Origin of the sequence: Malikia spinosa (assembly GCF_002980625.1) — a bacterium.
Classification (GTDB): domain Bacteria; phylum Pseudomonadota; class Gammaproteobacteria; order Burkholderiales; family Burkholderiaceae_C; genus Malikia; species Malikia spinosa.
Genome location: NZ_PVLR01000012.1, coordinates 26,064 through 45,847, shown reverse-complemented (window position 1 = coordinate 45,847; position 19,784 = coordinate 26,064). Strand labels below are relative to the sequence as shown.

Below are 19,784 nucleotides of genomic sequence, written 5' to 3'. Positions count from 1 at the left end.
CGGCTGTCGCCGCGGTCTTGCCCTGTGGCGACCGCAGCTCGGCGACAATCGAAAACCGAACAAAAAGCAACCAGGACCTCAGCATGCCCGTCTACCGTTCCAAGACCTCCACCGCCGGCCGCAACATGGCAGGTGCGCGCTCGCTCTGGCGCGCCACCGGCATGAAGGACGAAGACTTCCAGAAACCGATCATCGCGATCGCCAACAGCTTCACCCAGTTCGTGCCGGGCCATGTGCACCTGAAGGACCTGGGCCAGCTGGTCGCGCGCGAGATCGAGGCCGCCGGCGGCGTCGCCAAGGAATTCAACACCATCGCGGTCGATGACGGCATCGCGATGGGCCACGACGGCATGCTGTATTCGCTGCCGAGCCGCGACATCATCGCCGACTCGGTTGAGTACATGGTCAATGCGCATTGCGCCGACGCGCTGGTCTGCATCTCGAACTGCGACAAGATCACCCCCGGCATGCTGATGGCCGCGATGCGGCTGAACATCCCGGTCGTGTTCGTCTCGGGCGGCCCGATGGAAGCCGGCAAGGTGCGCCTGGCCAACCCGACCACGCACGCGATCGAGTTCAAGAAGCTCGATCTGGTGGACGCGATGGTGATGGCCGTGGACGACAAGGTCAGCGACGCCGACCTGGCCGAGGTCGAACGCTCGGCCTGCCCGACCTGCGGCAGCTGCTCGGGCATGTTCACCGCCAACTCGATGAACTGCCTGACCGAGGCGCTGGGCTTGTCGCTGCCGGGCAACGGCACCGTGGTGGCCACCCACGCCGACCGCGAAGCCTTGTTCAAGCAGGCCGGCCGTACCATCGTCGAGCTGTGCCGCCGCCATTACGAGCAGGACGACATGAGCGTGCTGCCGCGCGCGATCGGCCTGAAGGCGTTCGAGAACGCGATCACGCTCGACATCGCGATGGGTGGCTCGACCAACACTATCCTGCACCTGCTGGCGATTGCCCAGGAAGCCGAGATCGACTTCACGATGAAGGACATCGACCGCCTGTCGCGCATCGTGCCGCAGCTGTGCAAGGTCGCGCCCAACACCAACAAGTACCACATCGAGGACGTGCACCGCGCCGGCGGCATCATGGCCATCCTGGGCGAACTCGACCGCGCCGGCAAGCTGCACACCGACGTGCCGACCATCCACGCCAGGACGATGAAGGATGCGCTGGACCAGTGGGACATCGCGCGCCAGCCGTCCGACGCGGTCAAGACCTTCTATATGGCCGGCCCGGCCGGCATTCCGACCCAGGTTGCCTTCAGCCAGGCCACCCGCTGGCCCAGCCTGGACCTGGACCGCGCCGAGGGTTGCATCCGCTCGGCCGAGCATGCCTTCTCGCAGGAAGGCGGCCTGGCCGTGCTGCACGGCAACATCGCGCTCGACGGCTGCGTGGTCAAGACCGCTGGCGTCGACGAGTCGATCCTGGTGTTCGAAGGCTCGGCCTTCGTGACGGAGTCGCAGGACGAGGCCGTGGCCGAGATTCTGGCCGACAACGTCAAGGCCGGCGATATCGTGATCGTGCGCTACGAAGGCCCCAAGGGCGGCCCGGGCATGCAGGAAATGCTCTACCCCACTTCGTACATCAAGTCCAAGGGCCTGGGCAAGGCCTGCGCGCTGCTGACCGACGGCCGCTTCTCGGGCGGTACTTCCGGCCTGTCGATCGGCCACTGCTCGCCCGAGGCGGCAGCCGGCGGCGCGATCGGCCTGGTGCGCAACGGCGACCGCATCCGCATCGACATCCCGAACCGCAGCATCGACGTGCTGCTCTCGGACGAGGAACTGTCCCAGCGCCGCGCTGAGCAGGATGCGCTGGGCTGGAAGCCGGTCAAGCCGCGTCCGCGCAAGGTGTCGGCCGCGCTCAAGGCCTACGCCATGCTCGCCACCTCGGCCGACAAGGGCGCGGTGCGCGACCTGTCGCTGCTCGGCGACTGATCACGGCTGACCGGCCGGCGGCGCTCACTGGCCGGTGAAAACCGGCCGGCGCCGCTCGGCGAAGGCACGCCGCCCTTCGGCGAAGTCGGTGCTGCGCGTGCTGGCATGCTCGCGCTGGCGCAGCTCGGCCGGATCGTGGCAGCCCGCCGCGATCTCGTTGAGCGAGCGCTTGATGGCTTCGAGCGTGCGCGGCGCCATGGCCATCACATCCGCCAGCAGCGACTGCAGCTCGGCCTCGAACTGCTCGGGTGCGGCCAGCGCCTCCAGACAGCCGGTCTGCCACAACTGGTCGGCGCTGAACGGACGTCCGGTCAGGAAGGCGCGCTTGGCCGCTGCCAGGCCCAGGCGCTCGACATAGCGCAACAGCCCGCTCGGGTAGAAATGCAGGCCCAGCGCCGTGGCCGGCATCCGGAACTCCACCCCCTGCAAGGCGATCCTGAGGTCGCAGGCCAGGAACAGGTCGGTCGCGCCGCCGTAGAGGCTGCCGTTCAAGGCGCAGATTGTGACCGGGCGCAGCGCCGCCAGGGCGTCAGGCACGCGCTCGAAGGCGCTCGAGGCCTGCGCGTCCTGCTCGAAGCCGCCGATGTCGTAGCCGGCACAGAACACGGGCCGGGGCTGACCCTGCGTGTTGGCACGCAGCACCAGCACCCGGATCGACGGGTCAGCATCGATCTGGGCAAATTGCCCCAGCAAGGCCTCCAGGTCGGAATCCTGCAGGCGGTTGCGGTGCTCCGGCCGGTTCAGCGTGAGGGTGGCCACGCCGTCCTGCACGGTCAGCAGGGGGGTGGATGAAGGGTTGGGATGGATGGCGCTCATGAGGTCATTTTCACCTACCTTGCCGCGAGTCATTCGCCTGGGATTCATTCCGACCAGAATCGCCTGCCCCTATTTGTCCTTGCCGATCTGGCATGATTGATGGCAAATCCAGCTGTCACATGATGAACCCTTTCACTCCCCCCCAACAACGAGCGGCCTGGAAGCGGCTGCAGAGTCTGGCCGATCAGTCGCTGCCGCATCTGCGCGAGCTGCTGGCCGATCCGGCCGGCGAACGCCAGGCCAGCCTGCAGCTGGAGGTCGCCGGCCTGCAGCTCGACGCCAGCCGCCAGCAGGTCACGCCCGAGGTGCTGCAGGCCCTGCTCGAACTGGCCGCTGAATCACGCGTGCTCGAGCAGGCCCAGGCCCAGCGCCAGGGCCTGCCCGTCAACGCGACCGAGAACCGCGCCGTGCTGCACATGGCGCTGCGCGGTGCCGACATGCCAGACGCCCCCTGGGGCGCGGAAATCTCGGACGCGGTGCGCCAGGAGCTCGACCGCTTCCTCGACGCCGCCGAGCGCATCCGCGACGGCCGCTGGCGCGGCCACCGCGGCCAACGCATCAGCAACGTGATCAACATCGGCATCGGCGGCTCCGACCTGGGTCCGCGCATGGCGGTACAGGCGCTCGATGCCCAGGCCTCGCGTGAGGTGCGGGTGCACTTCGTTTCCAACCCCGACTGCTGGGCGCTGCACTCGCTGCTGCGCTGGTGCAAGCCCGACAGCACGCTGTTCATCGTCCAGAGCAAGACCTTCACGACCCAGGAAACCCTGACGCTGGCGAATTCGGCCCAGCGCTGGCTGGCCGACCATGGCCTGCAGACGCCCGAGCAGCAGGCGCAGCACCTGATCGCCGTGACCGCCTCGCCGGCAGTCTCGGCCGCCCAGGGCTATGCCCCGGCCAACACCTTCGGCTTCTGGGACTGGGTCGGCGGGCGCTACTCGGTCTGGTCGGCGATCGGCCTGCCGCTGGCGATCGCGATCGGCGCCGAAGCTTTCCGCGCCTTCCTGGCCGGCGGCCACGCGATGGACCGCCATTTCTGGGAAGCGCCGCCGGAGCAGAACATGCCGCTGCGGCTGGCCTTGCTGGGCGTGTGGAACCGCAATTTCCTCGACTGCCCGACCCATCTGATCGCGGCCTATGCCAGCCGGCTGTTCCACTTCGCGCGCTTTTTGCAGCAGCTCGACATGGAATCGAACGGCAAGTCGACCCATGTCGACGGCAGCCCGGTCGAGGTCGGCACCGGACCTATCGTCTGGGGCGGCCTCGGCATAGAAGGCCAGCATGCCTATTTCCAGCTGCTGCACCAAGGCCAGCACCGGGTGCCGGTCGACTTCATCGGCGTGCGCAGCGAAGACTGCCCGCTGCCGCTGGCGGCCGAGCACCACCGGGTCGCGCTGCTCAACCTGGAGGCGCAGGCGCAAGCGCTGGCGCTGGGCCGCGACGCGGCGGCGACCGAGGCCGAGCTGCGCGCCAGCGGGCTGGACGAGGCGCGCGTGGCCGAGCTGCTGCCGCACCGCACCTTCCGCGGCAATGTGCCGAATTCGACGCTCTGGCTGGCCGAACTGACGCCGCACACGCTGGGCGCCATGGTCGCGCTCTACGAGCACAAGGTGTTCTGCCAGGCCGCGATCTGGGGCATCCACGCCTACGACCAGTGGGGCGTCGAGCTTGGCAAGACCATGGCCCGGCAGATCGAGCTGGCGGCAAGCCAGGGCTAAAAACAAAAAAGCCTGCATAAGCAGGCTTTTTTGATCAACTGAACCGAAATTCTGGTTGCGCGGGCAAGATTTGAACTTGCGACCTTTGGGTTATGAGCCCAACGAGCTACCAGGCTGCTCCACCGCGCGTCAAGAGTTAGATTCTAGCACGAATTATTCGGCAGTCGGAGCTTCAACCGAAGTTTCAGCGCGGTCGACCAGCTCGATCAGGGCCATCGGGGCGTTGTCGCCGACGCGGAAGCCCATCTTCAGGATGCGGGTGTAGCCGCCCGGACGGGTAGCCGAGCGCGGGCCCAGGTCGTTGAACAACTTGGTGACGACGTCGCGGTCACGCAGGCGGTCGAAAGCCAGGCGGCGGTTGGCGACCGAGTCGACCTTGGCCAGGGTGATCATGCGCTCGACGACGCGACGCAGTTCCTTGGCTTTCGGGACGGTGGTCTTGATGGCCTCGTGCGTCAGCAGCGAGTTCATCATGTTGCGCAGCATGGCCTGGCGGTGGGCGCTGGTGCGGTTGAGTTTACGAAGTCCGTTTCCGTGACGCATGGTAGTTTCCTTTTGAGTATTTACCTACGGCCGTATCAGGTACCGCAGGGGGTCAGGGGCAGAAAAAGGGATCAGTGCTTTTCAAGGCCGGCGGGCGGCCAGTTTTCCAGCTTCATGCCCAGCGTCAAGCCGCGCGAAGCCAGCACTTCCTTGATTTCGTTGAGCGACTTGCGACCCAGATTCGGGGTCTTGAGCAGCTCGTTCTCGGTGCGCTGGATCAGGTCACCGATGTAATAGATGTTCTCGGCCTTCAGGCAGTTGGCGGAACGCACGGTCAGTTCGAGCTCGTCGACCGGGCGCAGCAGCACCGGATCGAACTGCTGGGTGACACCGCTCTTGACGGCGCCATTCTCGAACACGTCAGCGCCTTCGAGCTGCGCGAACACGGCCAGCTGCTCGACCAGGATCTTGGCAGCGGCACGCACGGCCTCTTCCGGACCGACGGCACCGTTGGTCTCGATCTCCAGCACCAGCTTGTCGAGGTCGGTACGCTGCTCGACGCGAGCGTTCTCGACCGCGTAGCTCACGCGCTTGATCGGGGAGAAGGAAGCGTCCAGCAGGATGCGACCGATGGCGCGGGTCGAATCGTCGCCACGGCGCACGTTGCCCGGCACATAGCCGCGGCCCTTCTCGACCTTGATCTGCATGTCGAGCTTGGCACCGGCCGACAGCGTGGCGATCGGATGCTCGGGATTCAGGATCTCGACGTCGTGCGGGGTCTGGATGTCAGCCGCAGTGACTACGCCAGCGCCGTCCTTGCGCAGGCTCAGCGTGACTTCGTCACGGCCATGCAGCTTGAAGACCACGCCCTTGAGGTTGAGCAGGATGCTGACGACATCTTCCTGAACGCCATCGATCGAGGAATACTCGTGCACCACACCCGCGATCGTCACTTCCGTCGGAGCATGTCCCACCATGGAGGACAGCAGCACACGGCGCAGGGCATTGCCCAGCGTGTGGCCGTAACCGCGCTCGAAGGGCTCGAGCACGACTTTGGCCTTGTTGGCCGTCAGTTGCTCGACGTTGATGTTCTTGGGCTTGAGCAGATTATTCAGCATTCGGACTTCCTTCAATACCCTCGGCTCGTTACGCCGATAAGGCCGATGGAGCACAAATCCCGGACTCCGCAGCTGAGCAGAATCCGGGCACTAGGGAGACTCTCGCGATTAACGCGAGTACAGTTCGACGATCAGCGATTCGTTGATGTCGGAACCGAACTCGTCGCGGTCAGGCGACTTCTTGAACACGCCTTCTGCCTTGTCGGCAGCGACTTCAACCCAGGCGGGGAAGCCGATTTGCTTGGCGAGTTCCAGCGCTTCGATGATGCGGGCTTGCTTCTTCGACTTCTCGCGCACGGCGATGATGTCACCAGCCTTGACCGAGTACGACGGGATGTTGACGCTCTGGCCGTTCACCTGGATCGCCTTGTGCGACACCAGCTGGCGTGCTTCGGAACGGGTGGAGGCAAAGCCCATGCGGAAGACGACGTTGTCCAGGCGGCATTCCAGCAGCGACAGCAGGGTCGCGCCGGTGTTGCCACGGCGACGGTCGGCTTCAGCGAAGTAGCGGCGGAACTGGCGCTCGAGCACGCCGTAGATACGCTTGACCTTCTGCTTTTCGCGCAGCTGCAGGCCGAAGTCGGAGGTACGCTGACCCGAGGTACGGCCATGCTGGCCCGGCTTGGTTTCAAACTTCGACTTGTCGCTGATCGAGCGGCGGGCGCTCTTGAGCAGCAGGTCGGTGCCTTCACGGCGGGAAAGTTTGGCCTTAGGGCCGATATAACGTGCCACGTTGATTCCTTTTATGCACTACCGCAAGACTTGACTTGCGGGAGCCGCCCCAGACACGGGGTGGCGGTGGTCTTAACGACAAACACCACCGCAGCGACACTGCGGTGGCGACCAAAACAAAAGCCTTGGATTATAGCGCTCTCGTACCGATCGGCAAGCGATCAGATACGACGACGCTTTTGCGGACGGCAGCCGTTGTGCGGCACCGGGGTCACGTCGGAGATCGAGGAGATGCGGATGCCCAGGGCGCCGAGGGCGCGCACCGAGGATTCGCGACCCGGACCCGGGCCCTTGATTTCGACGTCCAGGTTCTTGATACCCTGTTCGATCGCGGCACGACCAGCCACTTCGGAAGCGACCTGAGCGGCGAAAGGAGTCGACTTGCGCGAACCCTTGAAGCCCTGGCCACCCGACGAAGCCCACGACAGGGCGTTGCCCTGGCGGTCGGTGATGGTGATGATCGTGTTGTTGAACGAAGCGTGGACATGCGCGATGCCGTCAGCAATGTTCTTGCGAACCTTCTTGCGCACGCGGGCGGCGGCGCTGCTGGATTGTTGCTTAGCCATGGTGATCCTTCAATCCGGTTTATTTCTTCAGCGACTGTGCTGCCTTGCGCGGGCCCTTGCGGGTACGAGCATTGGTCTTGGTGCGCTGACCGCGGACCGGCAGGCCGCGGCGATGACGGAAACCGCGGTAGCAACCGATGTCCATCAAACGCTTGATGTTCATCGTGGTTTCGCGGCGCAGGTCGCCTTCGATCGTGTAGGAGTTGACCACGTCACGAACTTTTTCGAGTTCGACGTCGGACAGATCCTTGATCTTCTTGTTGTAGTCGATGCCACAAGCTTCGCAGATCTGGCGCGCACGGGTGCGGCCGATACCGAAGATGGAAGTCAGGCCGATTTCGGCGTGCTTGTGAGGCGGAATGTTGATACCAGCAATACGTGCCATGGTGGTCCCTTAAACCTATCAGCCTTGACGCTGCTTGTGTCGCGGGTCGGTGCAAATAACGCGCACGACGCCATGGCGACGGATGATCTTACAGTTGCGGCACATTTTCTTGACCGAAGCCGAAACTCTCATGTCATTCTCCTGAAGAAATCTCAAAACTCTTTACTTGGCGCGGAACACGATCCGGGCACGCGTAAGGTCATAGGGCGTCAATTCGACCTTGACCTTGTCACCAGGCAGGATGCGTATGTAGTGCATGCGCATCTTGCCCGAAATGTGGCCCAAGACCACGTGCCCGTTTTCCAGCTTGACCCGGAACGTGGCGTTGGGGAGGTTTTCTACCACCTCGCCCAGCATCTCAATCACATCATCCTTGGCCATTTCTCAGACACCCGGAGCTGCCTTAAAGTTGGCCTTTTTCAACAAGGACTCGTACTGTTGCGACATCAGGTAGTTTTGCACCTGGGCCATGAAGTCCATGGTCACCACCACGATGATCAGCAGCGAAGTACCGCCGAAGTAGAACGGAACGTTGTACTTCAGGATCAGGAACTCCGGCAGCAGACAGACCAGCGTGATGTAGATCGCACCAGCCAGCGTCAAGCGCACCAGCACCTTGTCAATATGCCTGGCCGTTTGGTCACCCGGGCGAATGCCCGGAATGAACGCACCACTCTTCTTCAGGTTATCTGCGGTCTCCCGGCTGTTGAATACCAGCGCGGTGTAGAAGAAGCAGAAGAACACGATCGCCGCAGCGTAGAACGCCACATAGATCGGCTGTCCCGGCGACAGTGCCGAAGCAATGTCGCGCAACCAGCGCGTACCGTCACCGGTACTGACCCAGCTCACCACGGTAGTGGGCAGCAGGATGATGGACGAAGCGAAGATCGGGGGAATCACGCCAGCCATGTTCAGCTTGAGCGGCAGATGCGACGATTGACCGCCATACACCTTGTTGCCCACCTGACGGCGTGCGTAATTCACCAGGATCTTGCGTTGTCCGCGCTCGACGAACACCACGAAGTAGGTCACGAGGATCACCAGGGCGACGATGAAGATCGCCGCCAGGGGAGCCATCGCACCGGTGCGAACCAGTTCGAACAGGCCACCGATAGCACTGGGGAGACCCGCAGCGATACCGGCAAAGATCAGGATCGAGATACCGTTGCCCAGGCCACGTTCGGTGATTTGCTCACCCAGCCACATCAGGAACATCGTACCGGCGACCAGGGTCACGACGGTGGTCAGGCGGAAGCCGAAACCAGGGTCGATCACCAGGCCTTGCGTACCTTCCAGTGCCATGGCAATGCCGAGCGACTGGAAGATGGCGAGGCCCACGGTGCCGATGCGGGTGTACTGCGTGATCTTGCGCTTGCCAGCTTCGCCTTCCTTCTTCATTTGCTCAAAAGCGGGCAGTACATAGCCCATGAGCTGCATGACGATGGAAGCCGAGATGTAGGGCATGATCCCCAACGCGAACACGGTGAAACGCGACAGCGCTCCGCCCGAGAACATGTTGAACAGGTTCAGGATGCCGCCCTGCTGGCCCTTGAAGAGCTGGGCCAGCTGGTCGGGATTGATACCTGGCACCGGGATATGAGCCCCGATACGGTAGACGACCAATGCCAGCAGCAAGAATACGAGTCGACGACGGAGGTCGCCGAACTTGCCTGTCTTCGCGAGGGTTGCAGCGTTAGTGGCCACGAGCAGTTCCGGTTAAAACCCGATCAAACCAACGAGCCGCCAGCGGCTTCGATGGCTTCCTTGGCGCCAGCAGTTGCGCCGACGTTAGTCAGCTTAACAGCCAGAGTCAGTTCACCGGTCTTGATGACCTTGACCTTCTTGGCCATTTCCGGCACGAGACCGGCGGCTTTGAGAGTCAGCAGATCGACTTCTGCAACGCCCAGCGCTTGCAGGTCGGACAGAGTCACTTCGGCGTTGTACTTCAGAGTCTGGGACTTGAAGCCACGCTTGGGCAGTCGACGTTGCAAAGGCATTTGACCGCCTTCGAAACCGACCTTGTGGTAGCCGCCCGAACGCGACTTTTGGCCCTTGTGGCCACGGCCAGCGGTCTTGCCGAGACCGGAGCCAATGCCACGGCCCACGCGACGCTTGGCGTGCTTGGCACCGGCAGCGGGCTTGAGAGTGTTGAGTTCCATGTCTTGACTCCGATCAGATCACTTTGATCAGATAACTGATCTTGTTGATCATGCCGCGCACTGCAGGGGTGTCCTGCAGTTCGCTGGTGCTGTTGATTTTGCGCAGGCCCAGTCCGCGCACGGTGGCGCGATGGTCCTCTTTGCAGCCGATAGGGCTGCGAACCAGTTGAACCTTGATGGTGTTATTGGCAGTCATGATCTCTCCCATCAGCCCAGAATCTCTTCCACCGACTTGCCGCGCTTGGAAGCGACGCTAGACGGGGTGGTCGAGTTCTTCAGAGCGTCCAGAGTGGCGCGGACCAGGTTGTAAGGGTTGCTCGAGCCATGGCTCTTGGCCACGACGTCGGTGATGCCCAGCACTTCGAAGACAGCGCGCATCGGGCCGCCGGCGATGATGCCGGTACCCTTGGCGGCCGGCAGCATCATGACGTTGGCTGCGCCGTGATGACCCTTGACTGCATGGTGCAGGGAGCCATTCTTCAGCGAAACCTTGATCATGTTGCGGCGGGCTTCGTCCATGCCTTTTTGCACAGCGGCCGGCACTTCACGGGACTTGCCCTTGCCCATACCGACGCGGCCGTCGCCATCGCCAACCACGGTCAGTGCGGCGAAAGCCATGATGCGACCGCCCTTGACCACTTTGGTCACGCGGTTGACAGCAATCATCTTTTCGCGCAAGCCGTCGTCAGCTTCGCTCTTCACGTTAGCTTGAAATTTAGCCATTTGCGTATCCCGTCCAATCAGAATTGCAGGCCGGCTTCACGCGCGGCGTCTGCCAGGGCTTTGACACGGCCGTGGTAGGCGAAGCCCGAACGGTCGAAGGCCACTTTCTCGATGCCAGCAGCCTTCGCCTTTTCAGCGATGCGCTTGCCGATCAGCTCGGCCGCAGCCTTGTTGCCGCCATTGCCCAGCTGAGCACGCACTTCTGCTTCGACGGTGGAGGCCGATGCCAGCACCTTGCTGCCGTCGCCAGAGATGACGCTGGCATAGATGTGCAGGTTGGTACGGTTCACGGTCAGACGAACGGCGCCTTGCTGTGCAATGCGGATGCGGGTCTGACGGGCACGGCGCAAACGCTGTTCTTTTTTCGTCAACATGTTCGCAGTCCTTATTTCTTCTTGGTCTCTTTGATCACGACCTTCTCATCCGAGTAACGGATGCCCTTGCCCTTGTAAGGCTCGGGAGGACGCACGGCACGGACTTCAGAAGCGATCTGGCCAACACGCTGACGGTCAGCGCCCTTGATCACGACTTCGGTCGGGGTCGGGGTGGCGACCGTGATGCCAGCAGGCATCTCGATGTTCACCGGGTGCGAGAAACCAACAGCCAGGTTGAGCTTGTTGCCCGAGGCGGCGGCTTTGTAGCCCACGCCGATCAGGGTCAGCTTCTTCTCGAAGCCCTTGCTCACACCATTGACCATGTTGTTGACCAACTGGCGGATGGTGCCGCTCATTGCATTGGCTTCACGCGATTCGCCGATCGGGCTGAACGACAGTTTGCCGTCAACGCTTTCGACCTTGACCAGCGCGTTCTGAGCCAGCTCCATGGCGCCCAGGGCACCCTTGACGCTGATGGTTTCGGGCTTGATGGCCACTTCCACGCCTTGCGGAATGGCGACTGCCTGCTTACCTACACGAGACATTTCAGATACTCCTCAATGCGCGCGTTAGGCGACGAAACACAGAACTTCACCGCCGACACCGGCAGCGCGCGCTTTGCGATCGGTCATCACGCCTTGGGGGGTGGTGACGATAGCGACGCCCAGGCCGTTTTGGACCTGGGGGATGTCCTTGGTGCCCTTGTAGACACGCAGACCAGGACGGCTGACGCGCTCGATACGCTCGATGACCGGACGGCCAGCGTAGTACTTGAGGGCGATTTCGAGCTGGCTCTTGCCGGCTTCGGTCTTGACTTGGAATCCGTCAATGTAACCTTCGTCCTTCAGCACTTGGGCGATGGCGGTCTTCACTTTGGAAGACGGCATTGCCACGATGGACTTGGCGACCATCTGTGCGTTACGGATGCGGGTCAGCATATCGGCGATAGGATCACTCATGCTCATTTGGGGTACTCCTTGCGCCTTACCAGCTGGCCTTGGTCACGCCGGGGATTTCGCCGGCAAAAGCCAGTTCACGAACCTTGGCACGTGCCAGACCGAACTGACGGAAGGTGCCACGGGGACGACCGGTGATTTCGCAACGGTTGTGCTGGCGGGTCGGGTTGGCATTGCGGGGCAGTTTCTGCAGACCCAGGCGGGCTGCATCACGCTCTTCGTCGGAACGCTTGGCGTCACCGGCAATGGCCTTGAACTCGTTGTACTTGTTGGCGAACTTGGCGGCGAGTTTCTCGCGCTTCAGTTCGCGCTGGAGCAAAGCTTGTTTAGCCACAAACCACCTCAGTTCTTGAACGGGAAACGGAAACCAGCCAGCAGTGCCTTGCACTCGGCGTCGGTCTTGGCGGTCGTCGTGATGCTGATGTTCAGACCACGCAGAGCATCCACCTTGTCGTATTCGATTTCGGGGAAGATGATCTGTTCTTTGACGCCAACGTTGTAGTTGCCGCGGCCGTCGAAAGACTTGCCGGAGATACCACGGAAGTCACGCACGCGCGGCAGGGCCACGGTGACGAAACGGTCCAGGAATTCGTACATCTGGGCGCCACGCAGGGTGACCATGCAGCCGATCGGCTGTTGTTCGCGGATCTTGAAACCAGCGATAGCCTTGCGGGCCTTGGTCACGACGGGCTTTTGACCGGCGATCTTGGTCAGGTCGCCGACGGCGTGGTCCATGACTTTCTTGTCGGCAACAGCTTCGGACACACCCATGTTCAGGGTGATCTTGGTGATGCGCGGCACTTCCATGACGGACTTGTAGCCGAACTGCTCTTTCAGAGCCGGTGCGACCTTGTCGCGGTAGATTTCTTGAAAGCGTGCCATGGTCATGCTGCCTTGATTTCTTCGCCAGAAGACTTGAAGACGCGGACTTTCTTGCCGTCTTCAGTCACCTTGACGCCGACGCGATCGGCCTTGCCGGTGGCGGCGTTGAAGATAGCCACGTTGGACTGGTGGATAGGCATGGTCTTGTCGACGATGCCGCCAGCGATACCCTTCATGGGGTTCGGCTTGGCGTGCTTCTTGACCAGGTTGATGCCTTCAACCACCAGACGCTCTTCGTTAGCGCGCTGCACCACGGTGCCACGCTTGCCCTTGTCGCGACCAGCGATGACGATGACTTCGTCGCCTTTACGGATCTTGTTCATGTGTCGATTCCTTACAGGACCTCAGGGGCCAGGGACACGATCTTCATGAACTTTTCGGTACGCAGTTCACGCGTCACGGGGCCGAAGATGCGGGTGCCGATAGGCTCCAGCTTGGCATTGAGCAGAACGGCAGCATTGCCGTCGAACTTCACCTTGGCACCATCGCCGCGGCGGATGCCGGCAGCGGTACGGACGACCACAGCGTTGTAGACCTCGCCTTTTTTGACGCGGCCACGCGGTGCGGCTTCCTTGATGCTCACTTTGATGATGTCGCCCACGCTGGCATAACGGCGCTTGGAGCCGCCCAGCACTTTGATGCACATCACGGACTTGGCGCCCGTGTTGTCTGCAACATCGAGTCGAGATTGCGTTTGGATCATTTGATTTAAGTCCCAACTTGAATCCCAGCGGCCACCACGGCCACAGGCGATCAGTCTTGGGCCCGTCGTTGGCAGCCAGCACACGGTTTGCAACCGCGCTCCGGCCGACTTCGCTGGGCAGATACTTCCCCCACTACGGGCGAAGAGAGCGATTATCTACCAGTTCCACAATTTAGGCAAGGGGTTTTTACCGACAGATGCGACAGCCGCCGCAGGGCCAGTGCCACCCTGCCCGCCCCCGGCCAGGCCCCGGTGCGCGCGGGTAAGATCAGTGCCCATGAAGCAAGAGCCGACCCCCATCGCATCGACCCGCATCGCCTTCATCGGCGGCGGCAACATGGCCAGCGCCATCATCGGCGGGCTGATCCAGCAGGGCCTGAACGGCGACCAGATCACGGTCGTCGAGCCTGTGGCGGAGCAGCGCGCACGGCTGCAGACCCAGTTCGGCGTGCGCACCGAGGCGGCAGCCGGCCCGGCGCTGCAAGGCTGCGGCCTGGTGGTCTGGGCCGTCAAGCCCCAGGTGTTCAGGCCGGTGGCACAGGACTGCGCGGCGCAGGTGGCGGGCGCACTGCACCTGAGCGTGGCCGCCGGCATCCGCAGCGACAGCATGGCGAGCTGGCTCGGCAGCGAGCGCATCGTGCGCGCCATGCCCAACACGCCAGCGCTGGTCGGCCAGGGCATGACCGGCCTCTACGCGCGGGCAGCGGTCGCCGCCGCGGACCGCGGGCTGATCGAGGCCGTGATCGGCACCACCGGCCAGTACCTGTGGGTCGAGCGCGAGGCCGACCTCGACGCCGTGACCGCGCTGTCGGGCTCGGGCCCGGCCTATGTGTTCTATTTCCTGGAAGCAATGCGCCAGGCCGGCACCGAAATGGGCCTGAGCGCCGAGACCGCGACCCGGCTCGCGATCGGCACATTCGCCGGCGCCGCCCGACTGGCCCAGGACGCCAGCGAGCCGCCCGAGGTGCTGCGCGAGCGCGTGACCTCCAAGGGCGGCACCACCTATGCCGCGCTGAGCTCGCTGGAGGCCAGCGGGGTCAAGGCAGCCTTCGTGCAGGCCATGCATGCAGCCGGCCGGCGCGCGCAGGAACTCGGCGACGAGTTCGGCGCCTGATCCGCGCGCTGCGCCGCAATCGACCGCAGCGCTTTCTCGACGACCGGAGCCGCGCGAGGTTCAGCCCAGCGCCTTGAGCGCGTAGTGGCCGGCCACGCCCAGGAACAAGGTCAGGCCAAGCCAGTGGTTGAGGCGGAAGGCGCGAAAGCAGCCGTCGCGCGTGCGCTCGCGGATCATGCCGTAATGCCAGACCACCTGGGCCAGCGCCGCCGCCAGCGCGAGACCGAACACCGCCCCGCCGACCGCAGGCCACAGCAGCCCACCCCAAAGCGCGAGGTGCAGCAGGTAGAAGGCGGTCACACCCGCGACATCCCAACGCCCGAGCGTGATGGCCGAGGTCTTCATGCCAATGCGCAGGTCGTCGTCGCGGTCGACCATCGCGTACTCGGTGTCATAGGCCAGCACCCAGAACAGGTTGCTGACGACCAGGCCCCAGGCCTGCCAGGGCACTGCCGCGACCAGGCTGCTCCAGGACCAGGCCGCCACTCCAGACTCGACCTGCATGACGCCAAAGGCCATCGGGATGCCGAAGCTGAAGGCCACGCCCAGCACCGCCTGCGGCATCGAGACATGACGCTTGGCGTAGGGGTAAACAAGAGCCACTGCCAGCGCCGGCAGAGACAGCAGGATCGCCGCCGGCGTGGTCGTCAGCACCAGCAGGAAGGCGGCGAATGCCAGCGCGGCACCGACGGCCAGCGCCTCCCGCACCGACATGCGCCCGCTCGTGATCGGGCGCTGCGCGGTGCGCTTGACATGACGGTCGAAATCGCGGTCGGCGACATCGTTGATGCAGCAGCCGGCGCTGCGCATCAGGATGGTGCCGAGCGTGAAGACCAGCAACAGATGCCAGCCCGGCCAGCCACTGGCAGCGACCCAGAGCGCCGACAGCGTGGGCCAGAGCAGCAGCAACCAGCCAGCGGGCCGGTTCCAGCGGATCAGGTCGAGGTAGAGCGCGAGCTTGGCGCGCCAGGCCGGCAGCGCGGCAGCGTTGGCGTGGTTCATGCGGACAGTCTCTTGACGCCCGGCAGTTCGCAGGCGTAGATGGCATTGCGCAGCGCGGCGATCGCCTCGTAGCGCGTGAAGCTGCGACGCCAGGCCAGCACGACGCGGCGCGTCGGCGGCTCGCCGGCAAACGGCAGGTAGCGCAGGTAGGAGGCATCGCCCGGGCCCGATCCGGGCGGCAGGGTCTTGGCGCCGGGGCCAAGCGCCGAGCTCGGCACGCTCAGGCGCGGCACCAGCGTGACGCCCATGCCGGCGGCAACCATGTGGCGGATGGTTTCGAGCGAGCTGCCCTCGAAGCTCTTCCTGATGCCCTCGGCGTCGTTCGAGAAACGGGCAAACTCGGGGCAGACCTCGAGCACATGGTCGCGGAAACAGTGACCGGCACCCAGCAGCAGCATGGTTTCCTGCTTGAGCTGCTCGGCCGTGACCTCGTCCTGCTGCGCCAGCGGGTGCGCCACCGGCACCACCGCGACAAAGGGCTCGTCGTAGAGCGGCGCAATCGCGAGGTTGGTGTCGGGGAAGGGTTCGGCCAGGATGGCGCAGTCGATCTCGCCCAGGCGCAGTTGCTCAAGCAGCTTGGCGGTCAGGTTCTCCTGCAGCATCAGCGGCATCTGCGGCGAGCGCTGGATCACCTGGCGCACCAGGTCGGGCAGCAGATAGGGGCCGATGGTGAAGATCACGCCCAGGCGCAGCGGACCGGCCAGCGGGTCCTTGCCGCGCTTGGCGATCTCCTTGATCGAGGCCGCCTGCTCGAGCACGACCTGGGCCTGGCGCACGATCTCCTCGCCCAAGGGGGTGACGGCGACCTCGCTGGCGTTGCGCTCGAACAACTTGAGTTCGAGCTCTTCCTCCAGCTTCTTGATCGCCACGCTGAGCGTGGGCTGGGAGACGAAGCAGGCCTCGGCCGCCTTGCCGAAATGGCGTTCGCGCGCGACGGCGACGATGTACTTGAGTTCGGTCAGCGTCATGTGGGATTCAGGCCTTCAGATAATCGGATTTTCCGCCAAGCCAGCGCTCGACATGCTGCTGCGCCAAGCGCGGCCAGCGTTCGAGCATGACAGGCGCCCAGGCGCGCGCCCATTCGAGCAGGTGGATGTCGGTCGCGAGGTCGGCAAAGCGCAGCATGGCGGCGCCCGACTGGCGCGCGCCGAGGAACTCGCCGGGGCCGCGGATCTCGAGGTCGCGCCGGGCGATCTCGAAGCCGTCGGTGGTCTCGGCCATGGCGCGCAGGCGCTCGCGCGCGGTCTCGCTCAGGCGGCCGGACTCATTGGTCGAATACAGCAGCAGGCAGGCCGAAGCGGCCGCACCGCGCCCGACCCGGCCGCGCAACTGGTGCAGCTGGCTCAGGCCGAAGCGCTCGGCATGCTCGATCACCATCAGCGAGGCGTTGGGCACATCGACGCCGACCTCGATCACGGTGGTGCTGACCAGCACGCCCATCAGGCCGGCGCTGAACAGCGCCATCACGGCCTTCTTCTCGACCGGCGGCATGCGCGAGTGCAGCAGGCCGACCCGCAGCGGGGTACCGTCGGCGTTGCACAGGCCTTCCATGGCGGCGCTGAGCTCGAGGTGGGTCGCGGTCGCGTTGCCGAGGTCGAGCGCCTCGCTCTCCTCGATCAGGGGGCAGACCCAGTAGACCTGGCGCCCCTGCGCGACCTGGGCCCGGATCCGGCTGATGACCTCGTCGCGCCGGCTGTCGGAGACGGTCTTGGTCACGATCGGACTGCGTCCGGGCGGCAGTTCGTCGATGGTCGAGACATCGAGGTCGGCGTAGTAGCTCATCGCGAGCGTGCGCGGGATCGGGGTCGCGCTCATCATCAGCAGATGCGGCTCCAGGCCGGCGTCGCGCATCTTCTCGCGCAGGGCCAGGCGCTGCGCGACGCCGAAGCGGTGCTGCTCGTCGATCACGGCCAGCGCCAGGTTCTGGAACTGGACCTGATCCTGGATCACGGCATGGGTGCCGACCACCAGCGCCGCCTCGCCCGAGGCGATGCGCGCGAGCATGGCGGCGCGCTCCTTCTTTTTCTGGCTGCCGGTCAGCCAGGCCACCGACTTGCCCAGTGGTGCCAGCAGCGGCTCGAGCCAGCCGACCAGCTTGCTGAAATGCTGTTCGGCCAGGATCTCGGTCGGCGCCATCAGCGCGCATTGCCAGCCGGCCTCGATCGCGACCGTGGCGGCCAGCGCCGCGACCACGGTCTTGCCGCTGCCGACATCGCCCTGCAGCAGGCGGTGCATCGGCACCGGGCGCGCCAGATCGGCCGCGATCTCGTCGACGACGCGGGCCTGGGCCCCGGTCAGGCCGAAAGGCAGGACCGCCAGCAGCTGCTGGTCCAGCCCGTCCGGGCGGCGCCGCAGCGCCGGCGCGCGCAGCAGGTCGCGCTCCTGCTTGGCCTTGTGCTGTGACAGCTGCTGCGCCAGCAGCTCCTCGGCCTTGAGCCGCTGCCAGGCCGGATGGCTGCGGTCCTCCAGCGCCGCCAGCGAGGTATCGGGCCGGGGGTGATGCAGGAAATGCAGCGCTTCGCGCAAGCTCCAGGCGCCCTGCCCCCCGCCGGGCAGGCGCTGGCGCAGGCCCGGACAGTCCGCCACGGCCTCGGGCGGAATGGTGTCGCCGAGATCGGCGCGATCGAGTCCGCCGAGCACCGCGCGGCGCAGATAGGCCTGCGGCAGTCCGGCGCTGGTCGGATAGACCGGGGTCAGCGCATCGGGCAGCTCGCCACCCGCGACGCGGAAGGTCGGGTGCATCATGGTCCAACCCAGGAAGCCGCCGCGCAGCTCGCCACGGGCCCGGATGCAGGCGCCCACCGCCAGCGTGTTCTGGTGCGAGGGGTAGAAGCTGAAGAAGCGCAGCGTGCAGCGCTCGCTGCCGTCATCGAGCACCACCAGCAACTGGCGCCGCGGGCCGGGGCTGAGCTCGCAGGAGGTCACGATGCCCTCGATCTGGACTTCCTCGCCCTCGCGCGCCTCGCGCAGGCGCACGATGCGGGTCTCGTCCTCGTAGCGCAGCGGCAGGTGCAGCGCGAGGTCGATCGCGCGCACCAGCCCGAGCTTGCGCAGCGCTTTTTGCGGCGCGGACAGGGGCTTGCTGGCGGCAGCCGGCGGCGGAGCGGACAAGGCGTCTGACATGACGGCATTTTGCCGCAGCCGGACCCGCTTTGCGCCTGAACGGAAAAGCAGACAATCACGGCATCCATTTCAAGGAAAAGCAGAGCATGAGCCTGGCTTTCAATTACCGCCACCTGTATTACTTCTGGATCGTCGCCAAGGAAGGCGGCATGACGCGCGCTGCAGCGCGGCTCGACATGGCGGTGCAGACCGTCAGCGCCCAGGTGCGCGAGCTCGAGCGCGACCTCGGCTGCCAGCTGCTCAAGCCGGCCGGACGCGGGCTGGCGCTGACCGAGGCCGGCATCGCCGCGCTGCGCCAGGCCGAGCAGATCTTCCAGCTCGGCGAAGTGCTGCCCGAGCGGGTGCGCGCAGCGGCACAGGCGCCGACCATGCGGCTGGCAGTCGGGATCGCCGACGGGCTGGCCAAGCTCGAGGTGCAGCGCCTGCTGCAGCCGGTGCTGGCCACGCCGGAGCTGCGCCTGGTCTGCCATGAAGGCGAAATGGCCGACCTGCTGGCCGAACTCGCAGTGCACCAGCTCGACGTGGTGCTGTCAGACCATCCAGCCCCGTTCAACCCGCACCTGAAGGTGCACAGCCACCCGCTGGGCAGTACCGGCATGGGCTGGTATGCCGCGCCGCGCTGGTGGGAGCAGGCCCAGGCCGGTTTTCCGGCCTCGCTGCAGGATGTCCCGGTGCTGCTGCCCACCACCCATTCGATCGTGCGCGCCCATCTCGACCAGTGGCTGGCCCAGTTGGGCCTGCGCCCGCGCGTGGTCGGCGAGTTCGAGGACAGCGCCCTGCTGGAAACCTTTGGCGGCGCGGGCCTGGGCGTGTTCCCGGCCGCGCTCGCGCTCGAGGACGCGCTGCTGCAACGGCATCAGGCCAAGCTGCTCGGTGCCTGCGCCGGGGTCGAGGAGCATTACTACGCGATCAGCACCGAGCGCAAGGTGCAGCATCCGCTGCTGCGCCAGCTGCTGACGCCGGATTGATCGCCCGGTCCGTGCCGGC

At 64.8% G+C, this 19,784-nt stretch carries 26 protein-coding genes and 1 tRNA gene; 4 read left to right on the top strand and 23 right to left on the bottom strand.

The features are described 5' to 3' along the window. Positions 1 to 83: 83 nt before the first annotated feature. Positions 84 to 1,943 carry a dihydroxy-acid dehydratase gene (gene ilvD, locus C6P61_RS04585; RefSeq protein ID WP_105728751.1) on the top strand — a complete coding sequence of 620 codons (1,860 nt, stop codon included), beginning with the start codon at positions 84 to 86 and terminating at the stop codon, positions 1,941 to 1,943. Between the two features lie 24 nt (positions 1,944 to 1,967). Here the strand turns inward: ilvD and C6P61_RS04580 are convergent, their stop codons facing one another. Further along, a complete protein-coding gene (locus tag C6P61_RS04580) occupies positions 1,968 to 2,759 on the bottom strand; it encodes an enoyl-CoA hydratase/isomerase family protein (protein WP_105728904.1) in 792 nt (263 codons plus the stop codon). A gap of 122 nt (positions 2,760 to 2,881) precedes the next feature. On the opposite strand from C6P61_RS04580, the gene pgi reads away from it, so the two are divergent. Beyond that, on the top strand, positions 2,882 to 4,477 hold the full coding sequence (gene pgi, locus C6P61_RS04575) for a glucose-6-phosphate isomerase (RefSeq protein ID WP_170067320.1): 1,596 nt from the start codon (positions 2,882 to 2,884) through the stop codon (positions 4,475 to 4,477). A gap of 52 nt (positions 4,478 to 4,529) precedes the next feature. Here the strand turns inward: pgi and C6P61_RS04570 are convergent. The 19 genes from C6P61_RS04570 to rplN all read right to left on the bottom strand — a co-directional run bounded on the left by C6P61_RS04570 (position 4,530) and on the right by rplN (position 13,558). Next, positions 4,530 to 4,606: transfer RNA gene (locus C6P61_RS04570), tRNA-Met, on the bottom strand. A gap of 24 nt (positions 4,607 to 4,630) precedes the next feature. After that, complete coding sequence (rplQ, locus tag C6P61_RS04565; protein WP_105728749.1) at positions 4,631 to 5,020, bottom strand: 50S ribosomal protein L17; 390 nt, start codon at positions 5,018 to 5,020, stop codon at positions 4,631 to 4,633. A gap of 71 nt (positions 5,021 to 5,091) precedes the next feature. Beyond that, positions 5,092 to 6,078 carry a DNA-directed RNA polymerase subunit alpha gene (locus tag C6P61_RS04560; RefSeq protein WP_105728748.1) on the bottom strand — a complete coding sequence of 329 codons (987 nt, stop codon included), beginning with the start codon at positions 6,076 to 6,078 and terminating at the stop codon, positions 5,092 to 5,094. 108 nt (positions 6,079 to 6,186) lie between these two features. Then, the gene (gene rpsD / locus C6P61_RS04555; RefSeq protein WP_105728747.1) at positions 6,187 to 6,810 is read right to left on the bottom strand and encodes a 30S ribosomal protein S4; all 624 of its coding nucleotides are present in this window, start codon (positions 6,808 to 6,810) and stop codon (positions 6,187 to 6,189) included. A gap of 161 nt (positions 6,811 to 6,971) precedes the next feature. After that, on the bottom strand, positions 6,972 to 7,376 hold the full coding sequence (rpsK, locus tag C6P61_RS04550; RefSeq protein WP_105728746.1) for a 30S ribosomal protein S11: 405 nt from the start codon (positions 7,374 to 7,376) through the stop codon (positions 6,972 to 6,974). A gap of 19 nt (positions 7,377 to 7,395) precedes the next feature. Beyond that, on the bottom strand, positions 7,396 to 7,761 hold the full coding sequence (gene rpsM, locus C6P61_RS04545; protein WP_105728745.1) for a 30S ribosomal protein S13: 366 nt from the start codon (positions 7,759 to 7,761) through the stop codon (positions 7,396 to 7,398). 18 nt (positions 7,762 to 7,779) lie between these two features. Beyond that, positions 7,780 to 7,893, bottom strand: a complete 114-nt coding sequence (gene rpmJ / locus C6P61_RS04540) for a 50S ribosomal protein L36 (protein WP_072242940.1) — start codon at positions 7,891 to 7,893, stop codon at positions 7,780 to 7,782. 30 nt (positions 7,894 to 7,923) lie between these two features. After that, positions 7,924 to 8,142 (bottom strand): translation initiation factor IF-1, encoded by a 219-nt coding sequence (infA, locus tag C6P61_RS04535; protein WP_105728744.1) that lies wholly within the window; start codon positions 8,140 to 8,142, stop codon positions 7,924 to 7,926. A gap of 3 nt (positions 8,143 to 8,145) precedes the next feature. Next, complete coding sequence (gene secY / locus C6P61_RS04530; protein WP_105728743.1) at positions 8,146 to 9,465, bottom strand: preprotein translocase subunit SecY; 1,320 nt, start codon at positions 9,463 to 9,465, stop codon at positions 8,146 to 8,148. Positions 9,466 to 9,488: 23 nt separating this feature from the next. Next, positions 9,489 to 9,920, bottom strand: a complete 432-nt coding sequence (gene rplO, locus C6P61_RS04525) for a 50S ribosomal protein L15 (protein ID WP_105728742.1) — start codon at positions 9,918 to 9,920, stop codon at positions 9,489 to 9,491. A gap of 13 nt (positions 9,921 to 9,933) precedes the next feature. Further along, complete coding sequence (gene rpmD, locus C6P61_RS04520; RefSeq protein WP_105728903.1) at positions 9,934 to 10,116, bottom strand: 50S ribosomal protein L30; 183 nt, start codon at positions 10,114 to 10,116, stop codon at positions 9,934 to 9,936. An 11-nt stretch (positions 10,117 to 10,127) separates the two neighbouring features. Then, the gene (gene rpsE, locus C6P61_RS04515; protein ID WP_105728741.1) at positions 10,128 to 10,643 is read right to left on the bottom strand and encodes a 30S ribosomal protein S5; all 516 of its coding nucleotides are present in this window, start codon (positions 10,641 to 10,643) and stop codon (positions 10,128 to 10,130) included. Between the two features lie 17 nt (positions 10,644 to 10,660). Next, positions 10,661 to 11,017: a 50S ribosomal protein L18 gene (rplR, locus tag C6P61_RS04510; RefSeq protein ID WP_105728740.1), complete on the bottom strand. Its 357-nt coding sequence runs from the start codon at positions 11,015 to 11,017 to the stop codon at positions 10,661 to 10,663. 11 nt (positions 11,018 to 11,028) lie between these two features. Beyond that, complete coding sequence (rplF, locus tag C6P61_RS04505) at positions 11,029 to 11,562, bottom strand: 50S ribosomal protein L6 (RefSeq protein ID WP_105728739.1); 534 nt, start codon at positions 11,560 to 11,562, stop codon at positions 11,029 to 11,031. 24 nt (positions 11,563 to 11,586) lie between these two features. After that, positions 11,587 to 11,982 carry a 30S ribosomal protein S8 gene (gene rpsH / locus C6P61_RS04500; RefSeq protein ID WP_105728738.1) on the bottom strand — a complete coding sequence of 132 codons (396 nt, stop codon included), beginning with the start codon at positions 11,980 to 11,982 and terminating at the stop codon, positions 11,587 to 11,589. Positions 11,983 to 12,001: 19 nt separating this feature from the next. Then, positions 12,002 to 12,307, bottom strand: coding sequence for a 30S ribosomal protein S14 (gene rpsN, locus C6P61_RS04495; protein ID WP_105728737.1), 306 nt, complete (start codon positions 12,305 to 12,307; stop codon positions 12,002 to 12,004). An 8-nt stretch (positions 12,308 to 12,315) separates the two neighbouring features. Beyond that, positions 12,316 to 12,855, bottom strand: a complete 540-nt coding sequence (gene rplE, locus C6P61_RS04490) for a 50S ribosomal protein L5 (RefSeq protein ID WP_105728902.1) — start codon at positions 12,853 to 12,855, stop codon at positions 12,316 to 12,318. 2 nt (positions 12,856 to 12,857) lie between these two features. Then, a complete protein-coding gene (rplX, locus tag C6P61_RS04485) occupies positions 12,858 to 13,178 on the bottom strand; it encodes a 50S ribosomal protein L24 (RefSeq protein WP_105728736.1) in 321 nt (106 codons plus the stop codon). An 11-nt stretch (positions 13,179 to 13,189) separates the two neighbouring features. Further along, positions 13,190 to 13,558 (bottom strand): 50S ribosomal protein L14, encoded by a 369-nt coding sequence (gene rplN / locus C6P61_RS04480; protein ID WP_105728735.1) that lies wholly within the window; start codon positions 13,556 to 13,558, stop codon positions 13,190 to 13,192. Positions 13,559 to 13,835: 277 nt separating this feature from the next. Here rplN and proC point away from each other — a divergent pair, with 277 nt between their 5' ends. Further along, entirely contained in the window at positions 13,836 to 14,672 is an 837-nt protein-coding gene (proC, locus tag C6P61_RS04475; protein ID WP_105728734.1) for a pyrroline-5-carboxylate reductase, read from the top strand. 60 nt (positions 14,673 to 14,732) lie between these two features. Here proC and C6P61_RS04470 read toward each other — a convergent pair whose 3' ends face one another. Genes C6P61_RS04470 through recG form a run of 3 tightly spaced genes read right to left on the bottom strand, consistent with a single transcriptional unit; the run spans position 14,733 to position 18,797 of the window. Next, the gene (locus C6P61_RS04470) at positions 14,733 to 15,674 is read right to left on the bottom strand and encodes a UbiA family prenyltransferase (protein WP_105728733.1); all 942 of its coding nucleotides are present in this window, start codon (positions 15,672 to 15,674) and stop codon (positions 14,733 to 14,735) included. Continuing rightward, positions 15,671 to 16,642 carry a hydrogen peroxide-inducible genes activator gene (locus C6P61_RS04465; RefSeq protein WP_105728732.1) on the bottom strand — a complete coding sequence of 324 codons (972 nt, stop codon included), beginning with the start codon at positions 16,640 to 16,642 and terminating at the stop codon, positions 15,671 to 15,673. Before C6P61_RS04465 ends, C6P61_RS04470 begins: the two co-directional genes overlap by 4 nt. A gap of 7 nt (positions 16,643 to 16,649) precedes the next feature. After that, a complete protein-coding gene (gene recG, locus C6P61_RS04460; RefSeq protein WP_105728731.1) occupies positions 16,650 to 18,797 on the bottom strand; it encodes an ATP-dependent DNA helicase RecG in 2,148 nt (715 codons plus the stop codon). An 86-nt stretch (positions 18,798 to 18,883) separates the two neighbouring features. Between recG and C6P61_RS04455 the strand changes: the two genes are divergently transcribed. After that, entirely contained in the window at positions 18,884 to 19,765 is an 882-nt protein-coding gene (locus C6P61_RS04455) for a LysR family transcriptional regulator (protein ID WP_105728901.1), read from the top strand. Positions 19,766 to 19,784 lie beyond the last annotated feature (19 nt).

Coding starts and splice junctions, on each gene's coding strand:
- rplX (WP_105728736.1), bottom strand. CDS start 13,178: ATGAACAAGATCCGTAAAGGCGACGAAGTCATCGTCATCGCTGGTCGC.
- rpmJ (WP_072242940.1), bottom strand. CDS start 7,893: ATGAGAGTTTCGGCTTCGGTCAAGAAAATGTGCCGCAACTGTAAGATC.
- rpsM (WP_105728745.1), bottom strand. CDS start 7,761: ATGGCACGTATTGCTGGTATCAACATTCCGCCTCACAAGCACGCCGAA.
- recG (WP_105728731.1), bottom strand. CDS start 18,797: ATGTCAGACGCCTTGTCCGCTCCGCCGCCGGCTGCCGCCAGCAAGCCC.
- rplO (WP_105728742.1), bottom strand. CDS start 9,920: ATGGAACTCAACACTCTCAAGCCCGCTGCCGGTGCCAAGCACGCCAAG.
- C6P61_RS04465 (WP_105728732.1), bottom strand. CDS start 16,642: ATGACGCTGACCGAACTCAAGTACATCGTCGCCGTCGCGCGCGAACGC.
- C6P61_RS04560 (WP_105728748.1), bottom strand. CDS start 6,078: ATGCTGAATAATCTGCTCAAGCCCAAGAACATCAACGTCGAGCAACTG.
- rplN (WP_105728735.1), bottom strand. CDS start 13,558: ATGATCCAAACGCAATCTCGACTCGATGTTGCAGACAACACGGGCGCC.
- C6P61_RS04455 (WP_105728901.1), top strand. CDS start 18,884: ATGAGCCTGGCTTTCAATTACCGCCACCTGTATTACTTCTGGATCGTC.
- C6P61_RS04470 (WP_105728733.1), bottom strand. CDS start 15,674: ATGAACCACGCCAACGCTGCCGCGCTGCCGGCCTGGCGCGCCAAGCTC.
- rplR (WP_105728740.1), bottom strand. CDS start 11,017: ATGTTGACGAAAAAAGAACAGCGTTTGCGCCGTGCCCGTCAGACCCGC.
- ilvD (WP_105728751.1), top strand. CDS start 84: ATGCCCGTCTACCGTTCCAAGACCTCCACCGCCGGCCGCAACATGGCA.
- rpsK (WP_105728746.1), bottom strand. CDS start 7,376: ATGGCTAAGCAACAATCCAGCAGCGCCGCCGCCCGCGTGCGCAAGAAG.
- rpsE (WP_105728741.1), bottom strand. CDS start 10,643: ATGGCTAAATTTCAAGCTAACGTGAAGAGCGAAGCTGACGACGGCTTG.
- rplF (WP_105728739.1), bottom strand. CDS start 11,562: ATGTCTCGTGTAGGTAAGCAGGCAGTCGCCATTCCGCAAGGCGTGGAA.
- proC (WP_105728734.1), top strand. CDS start 13,836: ATGAAGCAAGAGCCGACCCCCATCGCATCGACCCGCATCGCCTTCATC.
- pgi (WP_170067320.1), top strand. CDS start 2,882: ATGAACCCTTTCACTCCCCCCCAACAACGAGCGGCCTGGAAGCGGCTG.
- rpsH (WP_105728738.1), bottom strand. CDS start 11,982: ATGAGCATGAGTGATCCTATCGCCGATATGCTGACCCGCATCCGTAAC.
- infA (WP_105728744.1), bottom strand. CDS start 8,142: ATGGCCAAGGATGATGTGATTGAGATGCTGGGCGAGGTGGTAGAAAAC.
- rplQ (WP_105728749.1), bottom strand. CDS start 5,020: ATGCGTCACGGAAACGGACTTCGTAAACTCAACCGCACCAGCGCCCAC.
- rplE (WP_105728902.1), bottom strand. CDS start 12,855: ATGGCACGCTTTCAAGAAATCTACCGCGACAAGGTCGCACCGGCTCTG.
- C6P61_RS04580 (WP_105728904.1), bottom strand. CDS start 2,759: ATGAGCGCCATCCATCCCAACCCTTCATCCACCCCCCTGCTGACCGTG.
- rpmD (WP_105728903.1), bottom strand. CDS start 10,116: ATGACTGCCAATAACACCATCAAGGTTCAACTGGTTCGCAGCCCTATC.